Source organism: Actinoplanes awajinensis subsp. mycoplanecinus (assembly GCF_001509495.1).
GTDB lineage: Bacteria > Actinomycetota > Actinomycetes > Mycobacteriales > Micromonosporaceae > Actinoplanes > Actinoplanes palleronii.
This window is the reverse complement of sequence record NZ_LLZH01000278.1, coordinates 37,977-52,688: the sequence shown is the minus strand read 5'-3', so window position 1 is coordinate 52,688 and position 14,712 is coordinate 37,977. Positions and strand designations below refer to the sequence as shown.

16 protein-coding genes are annotated in these 14,712 nt (G+C 70.8%); 9 read left to right on the top strand and 7 right to left on the bottom strand.

Going from position 1 to position 14,712, the window contains the following annotated elements; translation table 11 throughout:
- Positions 1-183 precede the first annotated feature (183 nt).
- The 3 genes from ADL15_RS27620 to ADL15_RS27610 all read left to right on the top strand — a co-directional run bounded on the left by ADL15_RS27620 (position 184) and on the right by ADL15_RS27610 (position 3,537).
- Positions 184-1,875 (top strand): nitrite/sulfite reductase, encoded by a 1,692-nt coding sequence (locus ADL15_RS27620; protein ID WP_067697269.1) that lies wholly within the window; start codon positions 184-186, stop codon positions 1,873-1,875.
- 151 nt (positions 1,876-2,026) lie between these two features.
- Positions 2,027-2,791: a phosphoadenylyl-sulfate reductase gene (locus tag ADL15_RS27615; protein ID WP_067697267.1), complete on the top strand. Its 765-nt coding sequence runs from the start codon at positions 2,027-2,029 to the stop codon at positions 2,789-2,791.
- Positions 2,773-3,537, top strand: coding sequence for a sirohydrochlorin chelatase (locus ADL15_RS27610; protein WP_067697265.1), 765 nt, complete (start codon positions 2,773-2,775; stop codon positions 3,535-3,537). The genes ADL15_RS27615 and ADL15_RS27610 overlap by 19 nt, the downstream gene beginning before the upstream one ends.
- 405 nt (positions 3,538-3,942) lie before the next feature.
- Here ADL15_RS27610 and ADL15_RS27605 read toward each other — a convergent pair whose 3' ends face one another.
- The gene (locus ADL15_RS27605; RefSeq protein WP_067697263.1) at positions 3,943-4,197 is read right to left on the bottom strand and encodes a WhiB family transcriptional regulator; all 255 of its coding nucleotides are present in this window, start codon (positions 4,195-4,197) and stop codon (positions 3,943-3,945) included.
- 409 nt (positions 4,198-4,606) lie between these two features.
- Positions 4,607-5,557 carry a diacylglycerol/lipid kinase family protein gene (locus ADL15_RS27600; RefSeq protein ID WP_067697261.1) on the bottom strand — a complete coding sequence of 317 codons (951 nt, stop codon included), beginning with the start codon at positions 5,555-5,557 and terminating at the stop codon, positions 4,607-4,609.
- A 52-nt stretch (positions 5,558-5,609) separates the two neighbouring features.
- Between ADL15_RS27600 and ADL15_RS27595 the strand changes: the two genes are divergently transcribed.
- Both ADL15_RS27595 and ADL15_RS27590 read left to right on the top strand, forming a co-directional pair.
- Positions 5,610-6,005: a hypothetical protein gene (locus tag ADL15_RS27595; RefSeq protein ID WP_067697259.1), complete on the top strand. Its 396-nt coding sequence runs from the start codon at positions 5,610-5,612 to the stop codon at positions 6,003-6,005.
- Positions 6,006-6,043: 38 nt separating this feature from the next.
- Positions 6,044-6,751: a FadR/GntR family transcriptional regulator gene (locus ADL15_RS27590; protein ID WP_067697258.1), complete on the top strand. Its 708-nt coding sequence runs from the start codon at positions 6,044-6,046 to the stop codon at positions 6,749-6,751.
- Here ADL15_RS27590 and ADL15_RS27585 read toward each other — a convergent pair.
- Both ADL15_RS27585 and sodN read right to left on the bottom strand, forming a co-directional pair.
- A complete protein-coding gene (locus ADL15_RS27585; protein WP_067697254.1) occupies positions 6,729-7,136 on the bottom strand; it encodes an ATP-binding protein in 408 nt (135 codons plus the stop codon). The two genes, ADL15_RS27590 and ADL15_RS27585, sit on opposite strands and share 23 nt — an antisense overlap.
- 113 nt (positions 7,137-7,249) lie before the next feature.
- The gene (sodN, locus tag ADL15_RS27580) at positions 7,250-7,654 is read right to left on the bottom strand and encodes a superoxide dismutase, Ni (protein WP_067697252.1); all 405 of its coding nucleotides are present in this window, start codon (positions 7,652-7,654) and stop codon (positions 7,250-7,252) included.
- An 88-nt stretch (positions 7,655-7,742) separates the two neighbouring features.
- On the opposite strand from sodN, the gene ADL15_RS27575 reads away from it, so the two are divergent.
- The 4 genes from ADL15_RS27575 to ADL15_RS54480 all read left to right on the top strand — a co-directional run bounded on the left by ADL15_RS27575 (position 7,743) and on the right by ADL15_RS54480 (position 11,066).
- The gene (locus ADL15_RS27575) at positions 7,743-8,051 is read left to right on the top strand and encodes a S26 family signal peptidase (RefSeq protein ID WP_067697251.1); all 309 of its coding nucleotides are present in this window, start codon (positions 7,743-7,745) and stop codon (positions 8,049-8,051) included.
- Positions 8,052-8,189: 138 nt separating this feature from the next.
- Positions 8,190-9,422 carry an NAD(P)-dependent malic enzyme gene (locus tag ADL15_RS27570; protein ID WP_067697319.1) on the top strand — a complete coding sequence of 411 codons (1,233 nt, stop codon included), beginning with the start codon at positions 8,190-8,192 and terminating at the stop codon, positions 9,420-9,422.
- Between the two features lie 290 nt (positions 9,423-9,712).
- Positions 9,713-10,654, top strand: coding sequence for a zinc-binding dehydrogenase (locus tag ADL15_RS27565; RefSeq protein ID WP_067697249.1), 942 nt, complete (start codon positions 9,713-9,715; stop codon positions 10,652-10,654).
- A gap of 256 nt (positions 10,655-10,910) precedes the next feature.
- Positions 10,911-11,066 carry a hypothetical protein gene (locus ADL15_RS54480; protein WP_198171042.1) on the top strand — a complete coding sequence of 52 codons (156 nt, stop codon included), beginning with the start codon at positions 10,911-10,913 and terminating at the stop codon, positions 11,064-11,066.
- 55 nt (positions 11,067-11,121) lie between these two features.
- On the opposite strand, the gene ADL15_RS27560 is transcribed toward ADL15_RS54480, so the two are convergent.
- The 3 genes from ADL15_RS27560 to ADL15_RS54475 all read right to left on the bottom strand — a co-directional run bounded on the left by ADL15_RS27560 (position 11,122) and on the right by ADL15_RS54475 (position 14,711).
- The gene (locus ADL15_RS27560) at positions 11,122-12,231 is read right to left on the bottom strand and encodes an acetate/propionate family kinase (RefSeq protein WP_067697247.1); all 1,110 of its coding nucleotides are present in this window, start codon (positions 12,229-12,231) and stop codon (positions 11,122-11,124) included.
- Positions 12,228-14,300, bottom strand: coding sequence for a phosphate acetyltransferase (gene pta, locus ADL15_RS27555; protein WP_067697245.1), 2,073 nt, complete (start codon positions 14,298-14,300; stop codon positions 12,228-12,230). The genes ADL15_RS27560 and pta overlap by 4 nt, the downstream gene beginning before the upstream one ends.
- 234 nt (positions 14,301-14,534) lie before the next feature.
- Positions 14,535-14,711, bottom strand: a complete 177-nt coding sequence (locus tag ADL15_RS54475) for a DUF6104 family protein (RefSeq protein ID WP_198171041.1) — start codon at positions 14,709-14,711, stop codon at positions 14,535-14,537.
- Position 14,712 lies beyond the last annotated feature (1 nt).

Genomic DNA, 14,712 nt, shown 5'->3' with positions numbered 1-14,712 from the left:
CGTGGCCCGCCGCCACGTCGACTACGGCCGTGTCTTCAGCGCGATGTGTCCGGCTTCCTGACGCCGCCCCAAAGAGATTCGGGCGCGGAAGACAAGCCGGCCCTTCCCCGACGCTGATGTCGCGGAGCCTCCAGGTGGCCGCGAGTGTCCTCCGGTGCCCACGAAACCCGGAGGACCGCCGCCATGGCGCCCAGCAACACACCCGCAACACCCGCAGCTCGCCCCCGCAAGGCGCGCGGCGAGGGTCAGTGGGCGCTCGGACACCGCGAGCCGCTCAACCCCAACGAGCGCAGCAAGAAGGACGACAACCCGCTCAACGTCCGGGCGCGGATCGAGAACATCTACGCCCACGGTGGTTTCGCCTCGATCGACCCGGCTGACCTGCGTGGCCGGTTCCGCTGGTGGGGGCTCTACACCCAGCGCAAGGCCGGTATCGACGGTGGCCGCACCGCGGTGCTGGAGCCGGAGGAGCTCGAGGACGAGTTCTTCATGCTCCGGGTCCGGATCGACGGCGGCGCGCTGAGCCTGGCCCAGCTGCGGGTCATCGCCGGGATCGCCACCGAGTTCGCCCGCGGCACCGCCGACTTCACCGACCGGCAGAACATCCAGATGCACTGGATCCGGGTCGAGGACATGCCGGAGATCTGGCGCCGGCTCGAGTCGGTCGGCCTGCAGACCACCGAGGCCTGCGGCGACTGCCCGCGGATCGTGCTGGGCAGCCCGGTGGCCGGTGTCTCGGTCGACGAGGTGATCGACGCGACGCCGGCGATCGACGAGATCGTCAAGCGGTACGTCGGCGACCCGGCCTACTCCAACCTGCCGCGCAAGTTCAAATCGGTCATCTCCTGGCTGCCGGACGGGCCGTACCAGGCGAACGACATCTCGTTCGTCGGTGTCGAGCACCCGGAGCACGGCCCCGGCTTCGACCTCTGGGTCGGCGGCGGGCTCTCCACCAACCCGCGGCTGGCCGAGCGCCTCGGCGTCTGGGTGCCGCTGGAGGAGATCCCGGACGTCTGGGAGGGCGTCGTCGCGATCTTCCGGGACTACGGCTACCGCCGGCTGCGGCACCGCGCCCGCCTGAAGTTCCTGCTCGCCGACTGGGGTGTGGCGAAGTTCCGGGAGGTGCTGGAGAAGGAGTACCTCGAGCGCGCCCTGATCGACGGGCCGGCGCCGGTGCTGCCGGAGAAGCCGATCGACCACATCGGCGTGCACAAGCAGCGCGACGGGAAGAACTACGTCGGCGCCGCGCCGGTGGTCGGCCGCTCCTCCGGTGAGCAGCTGACCAAGCTGGCCGACCTGGTCGAGCAGCACGGCTCCGGCCGGGTGCGGCTCACCGCGTACCAAAAGCTCCTGGTCCTTGATGTTGCCGACGACCAGGTGGAATCCCTGATCAGCGGGCTCAGCGGGATCGGTCTGGAGGCGCGGCCGTCGGCCTGGCGCCGCGGCACCATGGCGTGCACCGGCATCGAGTACTGCAAGCTCGCGATCGTCGAGACCAAGGCGCGCGGCGCGGAGCTGGTCACCCGGCTCGAGGAGCGGCTCAAGGACTTCGACGCGGACATCTCGGTGCACATCAACGGCTGCCCGAACTCCTGCGCCCGCACCCAGGTCGCCGACATCGGCCTCAAGGGCCAGCTGGTGATGAACGCGCAGGGCGAGCAGGTCGAGGGGTTCCAGATCCACCTCGGCGGCGCGCTCGGCATGGCCAAGGGCGAGACCGCCGGGTTCGGCCGCAAGCTGCGCGGCCTGAAGGCCACGGCCGACGAACTTCCCGAGTACGTCGAGCGGGTCGCCCGCAACTACCTGGACGGGCGCTCCGAGTCGGAGACGTTCGCGACCTGGGTGATGCGGGCCGAAGAGGAGCTCCTGAAATGAGTGACGCCAGGTCAGCTCCGCTCTACTGCCCCTACTGCGGTGAAGAGGACCTCCGCCCCAACGAGTCCTCGCACGGTGCCTGGGAGTGCCACTCCTGCGCCCGCGTCTTCACGGTCAAGTTCAACGGGTTGCTGTCCAAGGGAGCTACATCATGAACCTCCTGAACGCCTCCGGCCTGGGCCTGATCGACCTGGGCGCACCTGTCGCCCCCGCCGACCCCGCCCGTCGCACCCCCGAGCAGCTGCGGGAGCTGGCCGTCGCGGCCGCCCGTGACCTCGAGGGGAGCTCCGCCGAAGAGATCGCCACGTGGGCGACCGACACCTTCGGCGCGCGGTTCTGCGTCACCAGCTCGATGGCCGACGCCGTCGTCGCGCACATCTTCTCCCGCGTCGCGCCCGGCGTGGACGTGGTCTTCCTGGACACCGGCCTGCACTTCCCGGAGACCCTCAAGGTCCGCGACACGGTGGCCCGCACGATGAACGTGAACGTCCGCTCGATCCGCCCGCGGATGACGGTCGGCCAGCAGGACGGCGAGTACGGCCCCCGGCTGTTCGCCCGCAGCCCCGACGAGTGCTGCTTCATCCGCAAGGTGGAGCCGCTGGAGCGGGCCCTGAGCGAGTACGACTCGTGGGCCACCGGTCTGCGCCGCGACGAGTCGCCGACCCGCGCCAACACGCCGGTCGTGGCGTTCGACGCGAAGAAGGGCAAGGTCAAGGTCAACCCGATCGCGGCCTGGACCGAGGCCGACGTGGACCGCTACATCAGCCGGTGGAACGTGCCGGTCAACGAGCTGTTCAAGAAGGGCTACGGCTCGATCGGCTGCTGGCCGTGCACCCGGCGCACCAAGGCCGGCGAGGACCCGCGCGCCGGCCGCTGGGCGATGTTCGAGAAGACCGAATGCGGTCTGCACGTCTGATCACGGCGGCTCGGCCCGCCGTGGTGCTGGTGGCACACGGCAGCCGGGATCCCCGGGCCGCCGCGTCGACCGAGGCGCTGGCCCGGGCGGTGCGCCGGGCCCGGCCGGAGTGGCTGGTCCGGGCGTCGTACCTGGACCACGCCGGGCCACGTCCGCTGGAGGTGCTGGGTTCGCTCGGCGCCCGGCGGGCGGTGCTGGTGCCGTTGCTGCTGACCGAGGCGTTCCACGGCCGGGTGGACCTGCCGGCGGTGCTGGCCGGAGCGGCCGGCCTGCCGGTCGACGTCACGCTCGCCGGTGTGCTCGGGCCGCGGTCGGCCGGTCCGGGGCGGACGCGGATGCCGCGGCTGCTGCTGGAGGCACTGGTGCGGCGACTGCCGGCCGGTGCTCCGGACGCGGTGGTGCTGGCCGCGGCCGGCACCCGGGATCCGGTGGCGCGCGGGACGGTGGAGCACGCCGCCGCGGTGCTGGGCGAGCGGCTCGGTGTCCCCTCGGCGGTGGCGTACTCGTCCGGGGTGGGACCGCGCGCCGGTGAGGCGGTGCTGGCGCTCCGGGAGGCCGGGGCGCGCCGGGTGATGGTGGCCGGGTACTTCCTGGCGCCCGGGCTGCTCTACGACCTCGCGGTGGCGTCGGCACTGGAGGCCGGTGCGGCCGGGGTGGCGGAGCCGCTCGGCGATGCGCCGGAACTCGTCGGGCTGATCGGCGAGCGGGTGGCGGCGGCCGGCGTGCGGATGCTCGCGGCGGCCTGAGCGCCCCTGTCCTTTTGTTTCACGTGTCAGAGCCCGCTCCAGCGGGCTTCTGGCGGCTCTGCAGGCCCGGCTGGTCGTCCGGGGTGTCTCCCGGCGCTCCGCGGATCAGCCGGCCTCTCCAGGGGCTCACGCATCGATGTATCGAGGAAGTGGGTAGCTCTCCGTGACGATCACTCTGCGCTATGCGACCGGGAAGTCGTCATTGGATCGTCCACAGCGGAGTGTGCGTGACTCGCGACAGAAACCGATCCGCGAGCCATTTCGAGATCATTTCGGGAGTACGGGTAAACGTACGGTGATCGAATTGACGCACTGCGGAATGGGAACGGGGGGTAAGCGACCCGAAACAGCAAGACGCCCCGGAGCCGAGAGGCCCGGGGCGCAAATGCTGTGTGGGGGATTGATTCAGGCGGTGGGAGCGGAGACCCGAAGGCCGCCGCGACGCTTGACCGCGCGCCGCTCGTCCTCGCTCATCCCGCCCCATACGCCGGCGTCCTGGCCGGACTCGAGTGCCCACTGGAGGCAAGACTCGGTCACAGGGCACCGCCGGCACACGGCCTTGGCCTGCTCGACCTGCAGGAGCGCGGGGCCAGACGTCCCGATCGGGAAGAACAGCTCCGGGTCCTCGTCGCGGCAGATCGCATCGTGACGCCAGTCCATGGCGGCAAACTCCTTGTTTCGGATGGGGTAATGAAAAAGTGCTGTTTACCTATATGCATGAGCAGTGGTGTCGACCGGGTGTACCCGTACACTCACCAGTGCGTCAGCAAGCCTTTGTGTTTGGTAGCCGTTCTGCGCTTCTAGATTAGGAACGCGCACAAGCGGCAACCGGTTACTTCTTATCGCTTGTGAATGCTTTCACGAACTCTCGCGATGTCAAGGGTAGCGCTGGAAGTTTCTTCCAGCGGGTGAGCTGCCTCACGCACCCTTATGTCCGATTCTCCCGCTCCTCTCGGAGCCGGTTCACGAACGCTCCCATCAATGTAGTACGGTCCGGGCCACTTCGCCGACCTTTTGCCCGTGTTTCTGTAACGGATCGTGAGCATGTCCCGAAAGACGTACCCACAAGTCAGCAGATCACACGCAGCGCTGATGGGACGGACACGAAGTGCACCTTCTGCCGCTCGCCGAGATAGTCGCCGTCCAGCTGGAACGCTTGGGGTCGGGACGAGACCACGGTGAACTCGGCAAGGTCATGAAGCCGAAACACATGTTTACCGTGTGGATCACCGGATCGCCACGCGAGTTGTGTCACCGTCCTCGCTGTTGCCGAAACCTTAAGTCGGCGTAACGCGAGGAGATCCAGCCCGAGATCGAAGGAAGCGTCCGGATTCGGATCCACCGGACGGTCACCCACATAGGTCCAGGGGGCGGTGTTCTGCACGATGACCGTGCCGAGACCGGGCTCCGAAGATTCACCCGGGCGTTCCAGGGTCAGCGGCGGATCCGCGCGGTCGGCGCCGGTGAAGACCTGGCCGGCCAGCGCGCGCAGGTAGAGACCCGGCGTCGACGTCCGGCCGCGCAGCCGGGCCTGCTCCACCCGGCGGACCACCGCGGCGTCCAGGCCCAGGCCGGCCGTGAAGGTGAAATAACGATCGTCGGCGCGACCGAGACTGATCACCCGGTGCCGCCCGTCGCGGAGTCCGTCCAGGATCACGCTGGTCCCGTCCGCCCAGCCGCGGGGCAGACCGAGCGCGCGGGCGAAGACGTTCGTCGAGCCACCCGGGACCACGGCCAGCGCCGGCAACCGGAACGCCGGCGGCCCGGCCAGCCCGGCGAGGGCGGCGGGCGCGGTCATCAACCCGTTCACCGCCTCGTTCACCGTGCCGTCGCCGCCGAGCGTGACCACCACGTCGACGCCGCTCTCGGCAGCCGCGCGGGCCAGCGTGGTGGCATGCCCGCGTCGCTCCGTGTAACGCACCGTGAGGTCGACGGCGCTCTCCAGCGCCCGGACCAGAATGTCCCGGCTGCGCTGGGTGGTCGCCGTCGCCCGGGGGTTGACCACCAGCAACGCACGCATGGGCGGCACCTTACCCGGCAGAACGGCGCCGGACTGTCGGTATGGTGCAGCAGTGACAGGTGAGAATTCCGTTACGGCGGCGACCGCACCCCTCGACTGGGGGGTCCGGTTGCTCTACCTGCAGTTCGCCGGGCTGGCCGCGCTCACGGCGTACCTTCTGGTCCTTGATCTGACCGGTGACTTCGCGAACCTCGGCGTGGCGGCCTCGCTCACCGTGATGGCGGCGCTGGCCGCGGCGGCGGTCTTCCTGGTCGCGCGCGCCCTCGGGCGCCGCCAGGTCCGGGCCCGCGGCCCGGCCGTCGTGGTGCAGCTGTTCCTGCTGGCCACCGGGGGTTTCCTGCTCCAGGTCGGGCCGGTCTGGCTGGGTGTCGTGGCGCTGGTGCTGGCCGCGGTCACCGCGGTGCTGGTGCTGCTCCCGGCGAGCAGCCGAGCGTTGGGCGTCGATTAGCGGGTCCGATCCGGCCGATCTGGGCCTAACCTGGATGAGTGACCGGCTCAGTGGTGCGCCCGCCCGCCTATCAGCAGCTCGCGGATGACTTGCGTGCCGACATCACGTCGGGGCGCCTGCAGCCGGGTGAGCGGCTGCCACCCGAGCCCGAGCTGTGCGTGAAGATCGGTGTCAGCCGCAGCACGGTGCGCGAGGCGTTGCGCCTGCTCGCCAGCCAGCATCTGATCGTCACCACCCGCGGCGTGACCGGCGGGAGTTTCGTCGCACACCCCGACGCGGGGCAGCTCGCCGAGGGGTTGTCCACCGGGTTCACCCTGCTCACGCACTCGGCCGGGGTCGGCATGGCCGACCTGCTCGAGCTGCGCCGGGCGCTGGAGGTGCCGGCTGCCGGGCTGGCCGCGGTCCGGCGTACCGAATCGCATCTGGCCGAGCTGCGCGGTGCGCTCTTCGACCCGCTGATCGACGACCTGGACACCATGCTGGCCGCGCACTCGGCGTTTCACCGGGCGCTGGTCAAGGCGACCGGGAATCCGTTGTTCGAGCTGGTCGGGCGGCCGCTCTATCAGGCGTCCTACGGTGAGGAGCTGGTCCGTGACCTGCCCGCGGACTACTGGCACCAGATCGACGCCGACCACCGGCAGTTGCTGGCCGAGCTGGCCGCGCAGGATGCCTCGGCGGCCACCGGGACGGCCGTGCGGCACCTGGATTACATCGCGCTGACGACTAGTACTCCGTCCGGCGGGTGAGCAGCCGGATCGTCGCGTGCTGCCCGTTCGCCTCGGCGGACGCCGAGGTGGTCAGCGCGGTCAGCACCTTCCACGCGAAGGACGACTCGGAGGGCAGCCGGGCGCCTCGGACCGTGGAGACGGTCACCTCGACGGTGAGCGCGTCGTCGGTCACCGCGAACCGGCACTCCAACTCGGCACCGCGGGTGGCGATGGCCAGCAGCATGGCGCAGGCCTCGTCCACGGCGATGCGCAGGTCCTCGATCTCGTCGAGGGCGAAGTGCAGGCGGGCCGCGAGGCCGGCGGTGGCCGTCCGGAGCACGCCGAGATAACCACCGTCGGCCGGAACCGTCAGCAGGACGACGTCGTCTCCGACCTCCGGCTCCGCATGGGTCAGCTGAGTCACTTGAACTCTCCTCCGGTAGGTCTCCCGGTCTCCGTGCTTGCAGACTCTAACCGGTTACAGCCAGTGACGGGAGCGGCCGGCACGCCTCGGTGGGCGTACCGGCCACAGGCACGTCAGGCCTGCTTGGTCTCCCAGAAGATCTTGGTGATCTCCTCGATCTTGCCGAGCAGCTGGTCGGCGACCGCGACGTCCACCGAGCCCTTGGCGCCGGACGCGCCGGCGAGCTTGGTGGCCTCGTTGAACAGCTGGTGCAGCTGCGGGTACTTCTCGAAGTGCGGGGCCTTGAAGTAGTCGGTCCACAGCACCCACAGGTGGTGCTTGACCAGCTCGGCCCGCTGCTCCTTGATCAGGATCGCCCGGGTGCGGAACTCGGGGTCGGTGTTCGCCGCGTACTTCTCGGCGATGGCCTTGACCGACTCGGCCTCGATCCGGGCCTGAGCCGGGTCGTAGACGCCACACGGCAGGTCGCAGTGCGCGCTGACGACGGTGCTAGGCATGAGGAAACGCGGAAGTCGCATCAGGACTACTCCTCCATTAAGTTTGCGATGATCCAGGACTGACAGTACCCCTTACATCCCGGGCCTAACGCGACGGAGGCTTGATGCCTTGAGGTGGCAGTTACCACTGTTCGCCGTCTTGGTGAGCGGCCCGTCCATGGCACCAGTGCTGCACCACGGCGATGCTCTGATCGTTCGTCGCGGCGCGACGGTAAGGACCGGCGACATCGTGGTCGCACGCTTCCGTTCCCGCCCCGGCCTGCTCGTCGTTAAGCGGGTGGTGCGGGAACAGGACGGCGGCTGGTGGCTGGAGGGGGACAACACTTTCGTCCAGGACGACTCGAGGTCGTACGGGGTGGCGGATGTCATCGGGCGTGTGTTGTTTCGCTACTACCCCGGCCCCTGGCGATTAAGTTAGTCTCCAGTATCCCCAGCGCACACCCGCGCTGCGGTCGCTTTCCCGGGTGACCCCCGCATCGCACCGCCCCCTGGCGCATACTCGCGACCAGGTAGTGCAGGTGCCACGTATCAATGTCGATGCCGTGTGGAGTTCACCGTGTCTTTCTTCAGTTTCGAGCTCGATCCTGCCCTCGCCGCCGATCCGGTCTTCGACCTGCACCGCCGGGGCAAGATGACGATGAGCGCGACCATCCCCCTGGCCAGCCGGGACGACCTGTCGCTGGCGTACACCCCGGGTGTCGCCCGGGTCTGTGAGGCCATCGCCGAGGACGAGTCGCTCTACCCCGACTACACCTGGACCGCGAACACCGTCGCCGTCGTCACCGACGGCTCCGCGGTGCTCGGCCTGGGCAACATCGGGCCCAAGGCCGCGATGCCCGTCATGGAGGGCAAGGCGATCCTGTTCAAGCAGTTCGGCGGGGTCGACTCGATCCCGATCTGCCTGGACACCCAGGACGTCGAGGGGATCATCGCGACGGTCAAGGCGATGGCCCCGTCGTTCGGCGGGATCAACCTGGAGGACATCAGCGCGCCGCGCTGTTTCGAGATCGAGCGCCGCCTCGACGCCGAGCTCGACATCCCGGTCTTCCACGACGACCAGCACGGCACCGCGGTGGTCACGCTCGCCGCGCTGCGCAACGCCGCCGCGCTGCTCGGGCGGACCTTCGCCGACCTGCGCGTGGTCGTCAGCGGCGCCGGCGCGGCCGGTGTCGCGATCACCAACACCCTGATCGCGGCCGGCGTCCAGGGCGCCAACATGATCGTCGTCGACTCCCGGGGGATCATCCACGGCGAGCGCGGCGACCTCGGCGGGATGAAGGCGGAGCTCGCCGCGACGACGAACATCTCCGGTCGCACCGGCGGCATCACCGAGGCCCTGATCGGCGCGGACGTGCTGGTCGGCGTGTCCGGCGGCACCATCGCGGAGGAGGCCCTGGCCGGCATGGCGCCGGGCGCGATCATCTTCGCGCTGGCCAACCCGACGCCGGAGGTCCTGCCCGCGGTCGCCCACAAGTACGCGGCGATCGTCGCGACCGGCCGCAGCGACTTCCCCAACCAGATCAACAACGTGCTCGCGTTCCCGGGGATCTTCCGTGGTGCCCTGGACGTGCGCGCCTCGACGATCACCGCGGGGATGAAGGTGGCCGCGGCCGACGCGATCGCCGCGATCGTCGCGGACGAGCTGCGTCCGGAAGCGATCGTTCCGTCGCCGCTCGACCCGCGGGTCGCTCCGGCGGTGGCGGCGGCTGTCGCGGCGGCTGCTGTCCGGGACGGGGTGGCTCGGCGGCTTCCGGCGGCCGCGCCGGTCCAGGTTCGTCAGACGGTCTGAGCTGCTGGTTCTTCCGGTTATATCGGATTTGTTGCGCGCCGCTTCGCCTTTTGGGCGGGGCGGCGCGCGACTTCCGGTTCTTCCCGGGCCGTGGCGCGGCCTTTTTGGGTACGGCGGTGGTTGCGGTCGGCGGGTCGGTTGCGGTCTTCTCCGGTCCGGTTGCGGTCTCTTTTGTACGGCGGTGGCCGCGGTCGGCTGTCCGCTTCCGGTCTCTTCCGGTACGGCCGATGCCGTGACGCCGGGCTGCTCGACAGCGGGCGCGGGCGGCCGGTGGGGTTTAGGGTCGGCTCATGCGCGCCGCCTATGTCTCCTCGCTCCAGCCCGACGCGCCGCTGAGCGGCCTGACCGTCGGTGACCTGCCCTTCTCCGCACCGGACGGCTGGGTGCCGGTCACGGTCCGGGCGAGTTCCCTCAACCAGCACGACATCTGGTCGCTGCGCGGCGTGGGACTGCCCGCCGACCGCCTCCCGATGACGCTCGGCTGCGACGCGGCCGGCGTGACCCCGGACGGCGACCCGGTCCTGGTCTTCCCGGTGGTCGAGGACAAGGCCGACCCCCGGGGCTATTCGCTCTTCTCCGAGCGGCACCCCGGCACGCTCGCCGAGCAGGTCGCCGCACCGCGGGAGAACCTGCTCACGATCCCGGAAGGGGTGCCGTTCGCCGAGGCGGCGTGCCTGCCGACGGCCTGGCTCACGGCGTACCACATGCTGGTGACCCGCGGTCGCGCCGCGGACGCCGGAGCCGTGCTGGTCCAGGGCGCCGGCGGGGGTGTCGCCACCGCCGCGGTCGCTCTCGGTGTCGCCCTCGGCAAGCGGGTCTATGCCACCAGCCGCGACCAGTGGAAACGCGACCGGGTCGCCGAGCTGGGCGCGATAGCCCTGGAACCCGGCGTCCGCCTCCCGGAACGCGTCGACGTGGTGATCGAATCCGTCGGCGAGCCGACCTTCGAGCACTCGATGAAGTGTGCCGCCCCGGGCGCCCGCATCGTGGTCTGCGGCGCCACCGGCGGCCACCTGGCCCGGATCGACCTGCGCCGGGTCTTCGCCATGCAGCTGGAGATCCTCGGCAGCAGCATGGGCACCCCGGCCGAACTCGCCGAACTCCTCCGCCTCTGCGCCACCGGCCAGATCCGCCCGGTGATCGACTCCACCTACCCGTTCGACGCGATCCCGGACGCGTTCACCCGCCTCTCCTCCGGCGACGTCTTCGGCAAGGTCGTCATCGAGCACTGACCCCGCCGGTCCGTGCCAACCCTTTCCGGTACGACCGTGCCGCCCCGCCCGGCGGCAGCCCAGCTGGCGCTGAGGGTTGTCTCACGGCCGCCGAGGCAGCCGCCAGCACCAGCCGGGCGGGTTCGGCTGGTTCCTGGGGGTGCCTCGGCCACCGTGAGGCACCCCGGAGAGCCAGCCGGGGTGGGGACGCACACTTTGTCCGTCGGGTGGGTGGTGTCTTGGCGCGGACGTGCGTTATGTGGCTAGGGTCGTGCGCATGTCTGACAACAGCGTCGACCCGAGCGGCAACACCGAGGCGTTCCGAGCTTTCACCGGTCCACCGGAGTCCGCGGCGCCGTCCAAGGCGCCCTACGTGATCGGCGGCGTGGTCGCCGTCGCCCTGATCGTGCTGATCGCCTGGCTGGCCCTTTGACGGGCTTGCACCGCAGAACGCCACGAGGCCGGACCGGCCTCGTGGCGTTTTCTGATCAGAGCGAGAGCGCGCGGCGGGACTGGTCGGCGATCTCCAGCTCCTCCTCGGTGGGTACGACGCAGACCGTGATCGGCGCGCCGGGCGGGGAGATGATCAGATCGTTGGCCCGGTTGCGGGCCTCGTCGATCCGGATACCGAGGGGCTCCAGGCCGGACAGGGCGGCCGCCCGGACCTCGGCGGAGTTCTCGCCGACACCGGCGGTGAACGTGATCGCGTCGACCCGGCCGAGCACGGCCAGGTAGGCGCCGACGTACTCGCGCAGGCGGCGGGTGTAGACGGCGAAGGCCAGCGCCGCGTCCGGGTCGCCGGCGGTGACGCGCTCCAGGACCTCGCGCATGTCGTTGGCGCCGGTCAGGCCGAGCAGGCCGCCGTGCCGGGTGAGGGACTCCTCGATCTCGTCGAGGGACATGCCGGCCTCGCGGTGCAGGTGGAACACCAGGCTCGGGTCGATGTCACCCGATCGGGTGCCCATCACCAGGCCGCTGAGCGGGGTCATCCCCATCGAGGTGGCCTCGCACCGGCCGCCCCGGACCGCGGCGGCGCTGGCGCCGTTGCCCAGGTGCAGGGTGATCACGTTGGTTTCGGCCACCGGTGTGCCCAGGACCCGGGCGGTCTCCCGGGAGACGTACGCGTGCGACGTCCCGTGGAAGCCGTACCGCCGCAGGCCGTAGCGCTCGGCCAGGTCGCGGTCGACGGCCCAGAGCACACCCTCCGGCGGGATGGTGGAGTGGAACGCGGTGTCGAAGACGGCCACCTGCGGCACCTCCGGCAGCAGCTTGCGGGCCACCCGGATGCCGGTCAGCGCGCCCGGGTTGTGCAGCGGCGCCAGCGGGATCAGCTCCTCGACCGCGGCCACCACCTCGTCGGTGATCACCGTGGACGTGGTGAACCGCTCGCCGCCGTGCACCACCCGGTGCCCGACCGCGGCCAGCCCGCTCAGGTCGAGCCGGTCCATCAGCGTCCGCAGCGCCTCGTCGTGGTCGGCCGCGTCGCCGCCGGACTCGCCGATCCGCTGGACCAGGCCCTTGGCCAGCACGTCGCTGCCGTCGTAGAGGCGGTAGCGGACCGACGAGGAGCCGCAGTTGAGCACGAGCACCCGGGTCATTTCGCTCCCGCCTGAATCGCCGTGATGGCGACAGTGTTGATGATGTCCTTGACCGTCGCGCCGCGGGACAGGTCGTTCACCGGACGGCGCAGGCCCTGCATGACCGGGCCGACCGCGACCGCGTTCGCCGAGCGCTGCACGGCCTTGTAGGTGTTGTTGCCGGTGTTCAGGTCGGGGAAGACGAACACCGTCGCCTGGCCGGCCACCGTGCTGCCGGGCAGTTTGGCGGCCGCCACCGCGGGGTCGATCGCCGCGTCGTACTGGATCGGGCCCTCGACCGGCAGGTCCGGGCGGCGTTCCCGGACCAATGCGGTGGCCGCCGCGACCTTCTCCACGTCGGCGCCCGCGCCGGACTTGCCGGTCGAGTAGGAGAGCATCGCGACCCGCGGCTCGATGCCGAACGCGGCCGCGGTCGTGGCCGAGGAGAGCGCGATGTCGGCGAGCTGGGCGGCGTCCGGGTCGGGGTTGACCGCGCAGTCGCCGTAGACCAGCACCCGGTCGGCCAGCAGCATGAAGAACACGCTGGACGCCACGGACACCTCCGGGACCGTCTTGATGATCTCGAAGGCCGGGCGGATGGTGGCGGCCGTGGTGTGCACCGAGCCGGAGACCATGCCGTCGGCATAACCCGAGGCCACCATCATGGTGCCGAAGTAGTTGACGTCGCGGACCACGTCGTAGGCCAGCTCCAGGGTGACCGCCCGGCCCTTGCGGATCTCGGCGTAGCGGGCCGCGAAGTCGTCCCGCCACGGGCTGGTGGCCGGGTCGATCAGCCGGGCGTCACCGAGGTCGACACCCAGCTCCCGGGCCCGGCGGGTGATCTCGTCGGGGTCGCCGAGCAGGGTCAGGCCGGCCACCCCGCGGCGCAGCAGGGTCTCGGTGGCGCGCAGGATCCGCTCCTCGGTGCCCTCCGGGAGCACCAGGTGGCGGCGATCGGCGCGGGCCCGGTCGATCAGGTTGTTCTCGAACATCAGCGGGGTGACCTTCGACGAGCGGGCCACGTCGAGCACCGTGGAGAGCGCCGCGGTGTCCACGTTCGCCTCGAACACGCCGAGCGCGGCCTCCACCTTGCGGGGCGTGCCGAGCCGGGCCTCGACCCGGTCGGAGGCGGCGATCGTGTGGAAGCTGTCGGACTTGGTGACCAGCATCGCGAGGCCGGTGTTGAGCCTTTCGATGACCTCCACCACGCGCGGGTCGGGCGGCTCGCCCAGGGTGAGCACCAGCCCGGCCAGGGTGACCGTGCCGGCCGCGTGCGCGGCGCTCGCGGCCACCAGCAGGTCGGCCCGGTCGCCCGGGGTGATCAGCAGCGCCCCGTCGGTCAGGTGCGCCAGGACGGTGGGCACGTGCGCCGCGCCGACGACGTAGTCGAGCACGTCGCGGTCGAGGGCGCCGGGGGTGCCGGAGAGGACCGTGGCGTCCAGCGCGTCGGCGACCTCACCGACCGTCGGCGCGGCCAGGACCGGGAACTCCGGGATCGCCCAGAACGGCACCGGAAGACCCGGCGCCGGGCCGCCCGAGGCGGCCGGCGGCACCCGGTTGGCGATCACCGCGGCGACCGTCGCGCCGAGGTCGGCGAGTGAGTGGTACGCACTGCGCACCGCCCCGGCGAGGGACTCCGCGCTCCGGCCCTCGCCGCTCACCACCGGGATCACCACGCTGCCGAACTCGGTCGCGAGGCGGGCGTTGAAGGCCAGCTCGCGGGGGAGTTCGTCGCGGCCCTCGTCGGTGTTGTCGGAGAAGTCGCTGCCGATGATCACGACGGCGGTGCTCAGCCGTTCGACCGCGCGGTACCGCTCGACGATCCGGCCGATCAGCTCCTCGCGCTTGCCGTCGGCGATCAGCGCGGACGCCTCGGCCATCGTGACGCCGAACGAGTCCGCCGCGGGCACCGGCCCCGGATAGCGCTCCTGCAGCGACGTCACCAGGGGGTCGCTGCCGGCGCCCGAGACCAGCGGCCGGAACACCGACACCCCGGCCACCTGCCGGGACAGCAGCTCCACGATCCCCAGGGCGACAGCGCCCTTGCCGACACTCGGACCCAAGCCCACTACATAGACACTGCGCGCCACGTCCTCAACCTACCGGCCCGGGTCGGCCCCCGCCGGGCCGAAGGTCCCCCGGCCGAGGAGCCCATCGGCCCGGCTGTGACTCAGGGGTGCCTCCCGGCACGGGAGGCACCCCTGAGAACCAGCCAAGACCGGGAGTCGCGCCACGGCCCGGACCGGCCGCGGTGTCGCGCGGGACCACCACGGGACGCGGCTCGTAGCCTGCGGACGGGCGCTCGGTATTCGTACCGAAAAGGGTTATTCGTCGTCCTCGTCGTGGCGAGCGAGCCAGGTGGCGAAGCGCTCGATCGGGGTCTCGAACTCGGGGTTGATGTCGACGAAGGTGCGCAGCTGCTCGGCGAGCCACTCGATGGTGACGGTCTCCTCGCCGCGCCGCTGCGTCAGTTCCTCGATGCCCCGATCGGTGAAGTACATG

Excerpts from the sequence above, each read along its gene's own strand:
- ADL15_RS27620 (WP_067697269.1), top strand. The coding sequence starts at position 184 with ATGGCGCCCAGCAACACACCCGCAACACCCGCAGCTCGCCCCCGCAAG.
- ADL15_RS27615 (WP_067697267.1), top strand. The coding sequence starts at position 2,027 with ATGAACCTCCTGAACGCCTCCGGCCTGGGCCTGATCGACCTGGGCGCA.
- ADL15_RS27610 (WP_067697265.1), top strand. The coding sequence starts at position 2,773 with ATGCGGTCTGCACGTCTGATCACGGCGGCTCGGCCCGCCGTGGTGCTG.
- ADL15_RS27605 (WP_067697263.1), bottom strand. The coding sequence starts at position 4,197 with ATGGACTGGCGTCACGATGCGATCTGCCGCGACGAGGACCCGGAGCTG.
- ADL15_RS27600 (WP_067697261.1), bottom strand. The coding sequence starts at position 5,557 with ATGCGTGCGTTGCTGGTGGTCAACCCCCGGGCGACGGCGACCACCCAG.
- sodN (WP_067697252.1), bottom strand. The coding sequence starts at position 7,654 with ATGCGACTTCCGCGTTTCCTCATGCCTAGCACCGTCGTCAGCGCGCAC.
- ADL15_RS27565 (WP_067697249.1), top strand. The coding sequence starts at position 9,713 with ATGCGCGCCGCCTATGTCTCCTCGCTCCAGCCCGACGCGCCGCTGAGC.
- ADL15_RS54480 (WP_198171042.1), top strand. The coding sequence starts at position 10,911 with ATGTCTGACAACAGCGTCGACCCGAGCGGCAACACCGAGGCGTTCCGA.
- ADL15_RS27560 (WP_067697247.1), bottom strand. The coding sequence starts at position 12,231 with ATGACCCGGGTGCTCGTGCTCAACTGCGGCTCCTCGTCGGTCCGCTAC.
- ADL15_RS54475 (WP_198171041.1), bottom strand. The coding sequence starts at position 14,711 with ATGTACTTCACCGATCGGGGCATCGAGGAACTGACGCAGCGGCGCGGC.